This window comes from Salinivirga sp. (assembly GCF_055145285.1).
Genome location: NZ_JBSRDC010000025.1, coordinates 1 through 9,310, shown reverse-complemented (window position 1 = coordinate 9,310; position 9,310 = coordinate 1). Strand labels below are relative to the sequence as shown.

Below are 9,310 nucleotides of genomic sequence, written 5' to 3'. Positions count from 1 at the left end.
TGGCCGGTGAAAGACACCAGCACCGATGGTACTGCGTACATTGGGAGAGTAGCAGAGCCTGTCCGCCATTCGGCTGATCGCCAACTTTTAAAAGCCTGTTTATCTACGGATAGACAGGCTTTTTTTTTGTGCTTTTTTTTTCAGGTCAATCAAATCCATAGGGCCGGCAAACAGAGTTGTTAAGATTTATTGATGCCGGAGAGGCATCACATATCTATAAAAAAAGGGAATAAAAAAGAAAACAATTCCCGAGGAATTGCATATTGAATTCGATATCGATACCGAATAAATCATTATCGGTATCAAATAACTTTTCTAAACACAGCTGCCATAACGATGTGTGATTGTTAAGCAAGGGATAGAACCCATTTTAAAGGGTTTAAACTTATCTGAAAAGATATCGAATACTTAATCCACCACCATCAAACCAAAATCCGGAATGGCCGACAAAATTTATTGCAGGTTGCCAGTCTAAACTTATATTTAAAGGAATTTCATCGAAATTATATTCTAAACCGAGGATTCCGTCAGCACCAATAATGGTATAAGATTTATTATCATCGGCCCATACAGCATCATTTCCATTCCAAAAACCTACATGGCCACCGCCACCCCAATACCAGTAAAATTCTTTGGTGTCAAATGCCGGATAATGCAATTCTTAGAGCCCTCTTACACCAAAACCATCCCAACGGCTTGTGAGGATTCCTTCCAGGGCAGCTTTTTCGCCGATAAAATGTTTAACAGTTATTCCATTGGCCAATCCACCTCTAAGACCCAGTCCGGTTTTGTATTGTTGTGCATTTAGGGTAAAAGAGGTAAGTATTATTCCGAAAAGTATTATTGCAAATTTGCGCATAACAGAATGATTTTTTGATTTATGGGTGGAACGAATTAACATGCCTTATGTTTAGCGCATAAGGTACATTTTTCCCCAACCTTTTTTGAAATATCCATCAGCCTGTGTGCTTCTTAAATCGACTTTTTCTCCGTTAATCCGGATAGATACTTTATAGAGATAAACACCGTTAGCTAATCTGTCGCCAAACTCATCGGTGCCGTCCCAGGCAAATTCTGTAATATTTTTACCCACATATACGGGCCCTAATTCATCCATGGTAATGCGTCGTACCAATTTACCCGAAACCGTATAAATATCAATGTTAAACTCATCAGGGATTTGATTTCCCGTAAGCGTAAACACAAAACGGGTATGGGTGCTAAACGGGTTTGGGTAGTTGAAAATGTGCGTGATGGTGCTTTCGTTAATGATTTGGAATTCAATTTGGTAATCATTGGTTCCCGATAAATTATTGGAAGCGTCTCTGGCCTGAACCCTGAGTTGATAGGTGCCATTTTTATCAAAATTTGGCATATAGGTTATAGATGCTTTTTGTTTGTTATTGGCAGGTTCCCAGATAATGGTACCATTGGCAATTCCCGGCGCGAGGTGAATGCGCTCTTCCTCCTCACCCTCCCTTTTCAGGTACAATGCAAATAAAGACGTGTCGGAAAGCGACAAATACGGGTTTCCGTCTGTGAGCTGGATTTTTATGGTGGGGTTGGCGCTCACGATCTCCCCGTTCATGATGTGCCGGCCATCAAATGTAACGTCGAGTAAGGGGTTTGCCTGGTCGCCATAAACGAAAAACGGCAAACTGCCAATATTATTAAAACCAAAAAAATCGTGCGGGCTGTTTTGGAGATATTCCACCCAAAGGGTATGATAACCGTTTAGACCATTGGTTTCGACAGTTATTGTATCATTTGTGGCTGTGTTTTCGGGAAGAGCCGAAATGGAAGTGGTTTTAGACGCTACTATTTCGTTTGTGGAGTTCGTGATTTTGTAATTAATAGGCGTCGACGATGATGCAATATCAGAAACATTTCTAAAACCCAGCGATAGCTCTATTTGATCGCCTTCCTGTAAACTGTCTTTGGGAAAATGATAATGGTCTCCCGGGGAGATGGCAATGTCGCTTTGGGGTTGATAATGGAGCGATATATTCGACGGATAGGCTGGTGTTTTGTTCACGGCATCCCGTGTGTAAAACCGCAGTTTAAGGTAAGGATGTTCACCAGCATTTACTCCTGATAAATCAAGCGGTGCGGAGGTATATGGAATATGGCTGAATAAGACGTTATCGGTTTTTCCTACTTCATTTTTGCTTAAAATATCAATATGAACACTGTCTCCGGGCTGCATTATGTTGCTGCCGTATTCCCAGTTTACGTTGGTCCAGCTTTTGGCCGGGCCAATCCAATCGGTGATTATGTTACCGTAATCGAAATTATCTTTAAGATCTGCAGTGAGCGTAATAACATCGTCGGGATTGTCTCCTACCACCTCCATGGCCTTTTCAGGTTGTCCTTTTTGGCCGAAAAAGATGTAAGGGTATGTATTGGGCACACCTCGTATGATGGATGCACCCATGTTTTCAAAAGCTTCGAAATGTCGGTTTTCCCAGCTTTCAAAGTTGCCATTTGTAATCGTATACATGAGCACGAAATGCCCATCGGGCACCACGTTATTGATGAAATTAATGACGTGGTCTAATGCTGCTTCATCTACATTAAAAACAAATTGTGCATGCGGGTATGTGTGGCTATAGCACTGTGGATAATTGATATGTCCATAATCGCCAATATCGGCCGGCCAGGTTTGAAAATCAGTAGAATCAATCACGGCCAGAATTATGAAACTACCAGCGCCACACGCGCCACTTGTCCTTGCGTTATTGATATTGTAATATATGTCGCCTAATTCTGCATCGCTGGGAGAGCCAATATTCTGGCAAAATAGCTCTTTGGATGCTGCCTGAAAAGCAAAACCAGTGGATGTTGGCACAATGAACTGCAATTCATTTTCAGCCAGCTGGTCTAATTCATTTTGTATCCAGCCTTGCTCATTATTTTGGGCGGTAAAGGATTTTTGTACCCACTCAAACGCATCTTCTTCGTTTTTTGTCCCTGTGCGCCAAAAATAAGTTTGATTTTCGGAGGCCTTGAGCCCTGGTTTCCATTCAATTACCCCACCAGCGAAATATTTTTCTATTTGCCGGTTCATTGGCGAATTGAAATCTGCTGTAGTATCTATTTCTATTCTGGCATATACCTCATTAATGAAAGGGTCGCCGGTAGATGCCCTTAACACAATGGAATCAGCAGCATTGATGGCATACGGGTAGGGAAAAACCGGAAACAGACTCGTTGATTTTACGTTGACAGCTATTTCTAAGGAATTGTTATATTCATCGAGTTCGGGGTAAATATTCAGGTAATCAGCCGTGATGCGCACTATGTTTAATCCGGCGCCATTCTGGCGGTTTATTTTCAGGTAGGTGGTAATGGTATCCTGAAAAAATATGCCGGTGCGGCTTATGGAAAAAACAGAGTCAGTGCCATTGGGGAGGGTATGCTCTATCTGGTAATTGATTTCGCCTGATATGGTTTTGCCGATGTTGGTGGCAATAAATTTTACGGCAAAAGAATCAAGTACCGTGGAAACTTGTTTGGGCTGCACTTCTACAAGATTGTTTTGTAAAACGATGTCGGGCTCCTCATATTGATTTAACACTACGGCCGGGTCTCCATGGAGTGTAAAGTTAAGTGCTGTGCCTATTCCCAATAACGAAGCGCTCGACTCTACCTGTTGTGCAATGGCGCTTTTTACTGCATGTCCAATCCCTTGAGCGTAGTTGTTTACAGCAAGGTTTCGATAAATAGCTGATGAAAACATGTTCAACAAGCTTGGATATCCTTGAAACACAGTGGCCAGAAAAGCAATAGCCCCTTTATCGGGTATCAGCACCCATTTTTCACTTGCACTGCTGGTAAATCGTGTATGGATGTTGCCTGAATAGCAGGAATTGGCCAGCATTAATGGGTATTTACCCAGGTTGTTATAGGCGGAGGGCTCATCAATATCCTGATCGAAGCCATCGGAATATCCGTGGCCAAAAAAAGTAAGTATGGAAGTACCGTTATTAATCAGGTTTTTAATGCTATCGGAGCTTGTAATTTGTATGGGATTGGAGCTGTTTTTTAGAAAAGTGGATACGTGAGCGCCCATCAGTGTATCTTCGATGATATTTTTATAATTGGTCAGATAATTGGCAAAAGTGGTTTGTTCTGCTTCATCGTTTCCCCCGCCAAAATGTATCACGTTTTTCATCCATTGCGTCGGGGGCTGATTTTCCAGTGCCTGCACTTTATTCAAATAGATATTAACCTGTTCGTTACTTGTTACGGCAAGCCTGCTAATGATCACTTCTGTTTTGTAGTTGTCGTTTGTGATGTGTGTTGCCATCAGGTTATCTGAAGCTGGATAACCCATGGTGGGTACAAAAGTGTTGGCATGATGGGTGATGTTTTTTCTGCTCAGCTCAATGCTTCGGGCTTTACCCATCAGTAGCACATATTCTGGAAGTGTATCAGTAGCGAAGAGATAGTATTTCAAATAATTACGTATGGCCAATGGGTGTTTTTCCAATCCCCAGCCAAAATGGTTATAAAGCACATCAGTAGTAATTACAGCAGCATTGCGGTAAGCAGCATAATTTTCTGCACCGTTTTCAAACTGTGGATGGGTTATGATGATATAGTCTTTGTTGGTGGTAAGTGGAAGAGAAGTATTGGTTTGTTTGATATAACCCGGCGAATCGATGTTTTTTTGTATTACCAGATAATGGTTTTGGGCAGATGGTGGCAGGGTAATTTGCCAGTTGGTGCCATTAAATTGTGGTGTGGGTTTAATGTGGTTGGCTGTATCGTAAACAACGGGTGTAATATCTTCAGGAATGCCCTCCAATGTAATTATCTGATTAGCGGCTTTTTTATTTACCATAAAATTTCGTCGGTCCTGATTGGTAAAGTCGAATGTAGCCGGATAAATTGTTTGGATGTGAGAAACAGTCATTTTATCTGTAGCCACGCCTAAATCGTCTATGCTGCGATAAATGATGGTGTTGTTTTCTGCCAGGGTTGACGTATTGAGGGTAAACTGCTTTTTTACGGCTGTTTTACCTCTGAAAGTGGTATCGAACACGTAGCCGTTGGGCAGTTCAATTTGCAGGTGGTGATTGTCGCCATATACACTGGCATTGCTGAAGCCAACCACAGCAGTTTCAATAGTGATGTTTGCTCCTGTGTTTTGCAATCCGGGAAGGGTTAGGTTCTTGGTACGCGCATTACCCAGCGTAATGGTTTGATTATCGAACCAGCCTTTGGCATTGTTGTATTCCGGAAACTCTTCCCCCATGAACATGCTGGTTGTGTACAAATGCAATGCTTGTGAGCTTACGGTATTTGTGACCTCAGCGTCTGTATCATCAAAAGGAGTTATGTTGTAGCGTAAATTATTTGTACTGTTGTTCCACGTGAGAAAATAGGCCGATGTATCGGTTATTTGGCTGTAATATGGGTTGGTTTGTGATGTGGTGGCATCAAACATTTCCACATCGAACCAGCCGGTATTGCGCTCACCATAGAATTCGAAATAATTGAGTACGCCACCCGATTTCACTATGCGTATGGGAATTTCAGCACCCCGGTGCAAAACCTGAATGTTTTCGGCGGTGAATGAGCTAACGGGCACGCCAGCAGCATATAAATCGTTGATGGTGATTCGGTTAACACCATCATTGGCTATGCCGATTTTGTAATAATATTGATCTTCCGCTATCCAGTTGTTGATTGCTTGGGCAATGGATAGAGCGGGCAGGATCAAAAATATTATAAAGAAAACGTGTTTTCGCATGGTTAAAAATCAAAGCTTTATACAAACATAACAGTTTTTCGGGCAAAATGGCGGTTGTTTTTTGAGGAATTTTGTGATGGGGGTAGTTGGTACGTTTCAGGTTGCAGGTTGCAAGTTTCAGGTTTCAGGTTTCAGGTTTCAGGTTTCAGGTTTCAGGTTGCAGGTTTCAGGTTGCAGGTTTCAGGTTGCAGGTTTCAGGTTGCAGGTTTCAGGTTTCAGGTTGCAGGTTTCAGGTTTCAGGTTGTAAGGTTAAATGGTGGAGATACAGTGCGCTTCAATTCGCACGCTTCCTGCCCAAAGAGCTACTCAGAGAACGCGGGTATGGTGCAAAAAATTAATTCCGTTTCTTCAGTCCGGAGGACTGACATAGCAATAGAAAAGAAGATAGAAACCGGGATGGCGTTTTATTTTTTATGCCCGTTTACAAATCACCTCACGCTGCGACTGGTGACCATTTCTCGCCACGAGCGTTGCGTGAAAAAACATCTGCTTTTTTATGGGCTATGTAAAGCAACCTACTCGCTGCGGGCTTTGCGAAAAAAGATATTGAACATGGCCCGCCAGAAATAGCACCAGTCGGTGCGAAATGGATGTTTTTGATATGCCTTGAGGTATTTTAACTCAGAGGCTTGTATCTCGTCCAGCGTGGAGGGCATATCGGCATAATACGGGGGTACCAGACCGGGTTTCACCTTTGTGCGCTCGTTTTTCAATTCTTCGTTGTAGAGGTTGTAATAGTGTGTGCTTAGCGGCCGCACACCCACCAGCTTCATTTCGCCTTTCACCCAGTTGATGAGCATGGGTAGTTCGTCGATCCAGAATTTGCGCATGAATTTACCTATGGTGGTTACCCGGAAATCGTTTTTGAATTTACCACCTTCTTTCAGATTATAATGTTTGTAAATGTAGGGTTGCAAATACTCTGAAAAAGGGTGCATGGTGCGGAATTTATACACATAAAACTCTTTACCGTTTTTGCCCACGCGGAGCAGTTTGATGAGCGGCCCATAAGTTGGGTTGGTATCTTTGTAAGGTTTACGAATTTTTCTGCTTACAAAAAACATATGGTTATTGATGGTGGTCACCTCTTCCACATCAAACCCGCACGAATACAAGCGTCCGAGGGTCTCAGCCTTAGAAATCACCCTGTTTTGCCCGCGGGTAAGAAAAAAATAGATTTTTTTGGTGATGTTAAATTTAGGGGCCAACCGTTTAAAAAGAAAATCAAAAAAATAGTAAATTACATTCAATACGGGTGGAAATTTGCGCATGATGCGTCTTTTACGCATATTTTTGGTTTCTACGCACCCGATAAACAGGCCACCGGCATCCATTTTTGAATTGATAGCTTCAAAAAACTTGTTTACATACCGAATATCATTGATTCGTTTCAGGTTGGCTATGGCATTGAAATAATTGTCGGCCAGTTTCAGTACGTTGAATCGTGTGGTGGTCGAGAGTATGGTGTAATCATCAGCTGTAAGGTCAAAGTGTTTGTCAATGAGGTGATAAACCTCCTCGCCGGATTCCTGAATGATATAGGATGAAATGTGCGAAGAAACAGGATGTCTGCCCTTTTTCGCGGGCGCTTTTATGCGTTTCTGCATTACCAGCTCCCTGGCCAGCGCTTCGCGTGTATCGATGAAATCCTGCAGCGAGTCGTCTATCTTTTTGGAATGTACAAGCTGCTTGTAGGTAATAAAAAACACCAGTTCCAAAAATGTGCCGGTTATGAGGGTAGTGAATAATACAAACCTCGATAGTTCAAGCTCGCGTAATCCGTACATGGTAAGCGTGGTAACGCCGGCTATGATGATGTTGATGCGCAAAACAGCAGGTAAAGTCCTGCGCAAATCGCGTTTGCTGCCCAGGTGATATTTTTTAAAAAGTATAGAAATTGCAATCCAGCTAACAAGCAATATCAGCAAAATATGGTACTGATTTTTAATATATGTAATGGGTAATGTACCGGGCTTAAAAAGAATAGCCAACCATATTGACATCAACACAATGATGATACCTGAGAAAAAGCGAAAATAGGTTGAAAAGCGCGTATACATTGAATTTTAATTTTTGGAGCATCAAAATAAAGCAACACTTGCTTTTAAGCGTGCAATATACAAAATAAGACTCAATTGAAACCGGGTGTTTATACGGATTTCATAAAATCATTGATTAATGTTCCTTTGTTAATGTTGAATAACCATTGCGTTTTTTTGTTCTTTGATATAATGTAAAAATAGTTACCAGGAGGTTCGGTTTAGTAATCCAGCCCAATCAACGACGCATTGCATTGCCTGTGCTGAGCATGTCGAAGTGAGCGCAGTCGAAATGTCATCGCGAGGACGCAGTCCGTGGCGATCTGTTCCAAATTACCTGAACGAAAGCTTGAGACAAATCACTTCGCTCTCGCTTACGCTGAAGCTCTCTCTTCCCTTCGGTTGCCATAGGCTTGCCGCAGGTGAAACGCTGTGGCTTTAGCGAACGCGGCCAGCGAGCAAAGGCGCTCGCAGTGATACTTCGACAGGCTTACTTCGAAAAGGCTCACTTCGACGAGCTCAGCACTGGCAGCACCGGCAGCACAACGCGCTTCCCTGATTATGGGTTTTCGGTGAATCGAAGCCGGCACAGACGTAACATTAATTTACCATCAAGGAGTTTTTATCAAAAAACCGGTTGGAGCAGCAGGCATTATTTGTAATTTTGAGTTTCGTTTAAGTGTACTTTTATGTCAGAGAAAAGATGGTATGCAGTTTATACAAGACCAAGAGCCGAGAAAAAAATTCTGCAGGCTTTAACAGAACGTGGCATAGAAGCGTATTTGCCGTTAATTAAGACGTTAAGGCAATGGAGCGACCGTAAAAAGATGGTAGAGCTGCCCCTGATCCCTTCATACGTATTTGTAAAAATTGAGCTACCTCAATTTCAAAAGGTACTGGAAGTAGATGGAGCGTTAGGATTTATTACCTTTGAAAGGAAAAAGGTGCCCATACCCGAAAAGCAGATGAAAGCCCTGATGGGCATCGTTGAGCATGGAATGGATGTGGAGGCAACCGCGGAAAACATCCATTCAGGCGACAAAGTACGCATCTGTTCAGGTCCCATGCGTGGCACTAAAGGAGAAGTGGTAAACATTGCCGGTAAAAATCGGTTTGTATTACGTATAGATATGGGCTATACCCTGATCGTAGACATCCAGGGCGCCGAAATCACAAAAGTCTGACGCAGAGCAGACGAAGCTCTTTTGCTTACTCCCCCAATGGGAGTGAGGGAAGCGAAGCTGTGTTAAGGTATTAAAGAGTTCTCGCAGAGGCACGCAGAGTACTCCGCAGAGCCCCGCAAAGAAAACCTCAGCGAAACTCTGCGAGAAATCTTCAGCGCAACTCAGCGAGAAAAAAAACTCACTCACTTAACTCAATTAAACAGGATAAACAACGAAAAACACGAAAAGCACGAAAAATGCCTACACCAACGCCAACAAGAAGCCATCCAAAACCATATAACCATATAGCAATAAAACAATATAACAGTTTTCATGCAACAACCGCAACG

The 9,310-nt window shown here is 42.5% G+C and carries 6 protein-coding genes; 2 read left to right on the top strand and 4 right to left on the bottom strand.

Features of this window, described 5'->3' with window-relative positions; all coding sequences use genetic code 11:
* Positions 1-385 precede the first annotated feature (385 nt).
* From ACTB0Y_RS05295 to porU2, 3 genes are read right to left on the bottom strand one after another with little or no spacing between them, the layout of a single operon-like run.
* The gene (locus tag ACTB0Y_RS05295; protein WP_463205766.1) at positions 386-658 is read right to left on the bottom strand and encodes a hypothetical protein; all 273 of its coding nucleotides are present in this window, start codon (positions 656-658) and stop codon (positions 386-388) included.
* 3 nt (positions 659-661) lie between these two features.
* Complete coding sequence (locus tag ACTB0Y_RS05290) at positions 662-859, bottom strand: hypothetical protein (protein ID WP_463205765.1); 198 nt, start codon at positions 857-859, stop codon at positions 662-664.
* Between the two features lie 51 nt (positions 860-910).
* Positions 911-5,758 (bottom strand): putative type IX secretion system sortase PorU2, encoded by a 4,848-nt coding sequence (gene porU2, locus ACTB0Y_RS05285; RefSeq protein WP_463205764.1) that lies wholly within the window; start codon positions 5,756-5,758, stop codon positions 911-913.
* A gap of 61 nt (positions 5,759-5,819) precedes the next feature.
* Between porU2 and ACTB0Y_RS05280 the strand changes: the two genes are divergently transcribed.
* Positions 5,820-6,005: a hypothetical protein gene (locus ACTB0Y_RS05280; RefSeq protein WP_463205763.1), complete on the top strand. Its 186-nt coding sequence runs from the start codon at positions 5,820-5,822 to the stop codon at positions 6,003-6,005.
* Between the two features lie 268 nt (positions 6,006-6,273).
* On the opposite strand, the gene ACTB0Y_RS05275 is transcribed toward ACTB0Y_RS05280, so the two are convergent.
* Positions 6,274-7,818 carry a sugar transferase gene (locus ACTB0Y_RS05275; protein ID WP_463205762.1) on the bottom strand — a complete coding sequence of 515 codons (1,545 nt, stop codon included), beginning with the start codon at positions 7,816-7,818 and terminating at the stop codon, positions 6,274-6,276.
* A 668-nt stretch (positions 7,819-8,486) separates the two neighbouring features.
* On the opposite strand from ACTB0Y_RS05275, the gene ACTB0Y_RS05270 reads away from it, so the two are divergent.
* Positions 8,487-8,981, top strand: coding sequence for a UpxY family transcription antiterminator (locus ACTB0Y_RS05270; RefSeq protein ID WP_463205761.1), 495 nt, complete (start codon positions 8,487-8,489; stop codon positions 8,979-8,981).
* Positions 8,982-9,310 lie beyond the last annotated feature (329 nt).

Bases quoted from the DNA above. Each gene is read 5' to 3' on its own strand.
- ACTB0Y_RS05290 (WP_463205765.1), bottom strand. From the start codon at position 859: ATGCGCAAATTTGCAATAATACTTTTCGGAATAATACTTACCTCTTTT.
- ACTB0Y_RS05270 (WP_463205761.1), top strand. From the start codon at position 8,487: ATGTCAGAGAAAAGATGGTATGCAGTTTATACAAGACCAAGAGCCGAG.
- porU2 (WP_463205764.1), bottom strand. From the start codon at position 5,758: ATGCGAAAACACGTTTTCTTTATAATATTTTTGATCCTGCCCGCTCTA.
- ACTB0Y_RS05275 (WP_463205762.1), bottom strand. From the start codon at position 7,818: ATGTATACGCGCTTTTCAACCTATTTTCGCTTTTTCTCAGGTATCATC.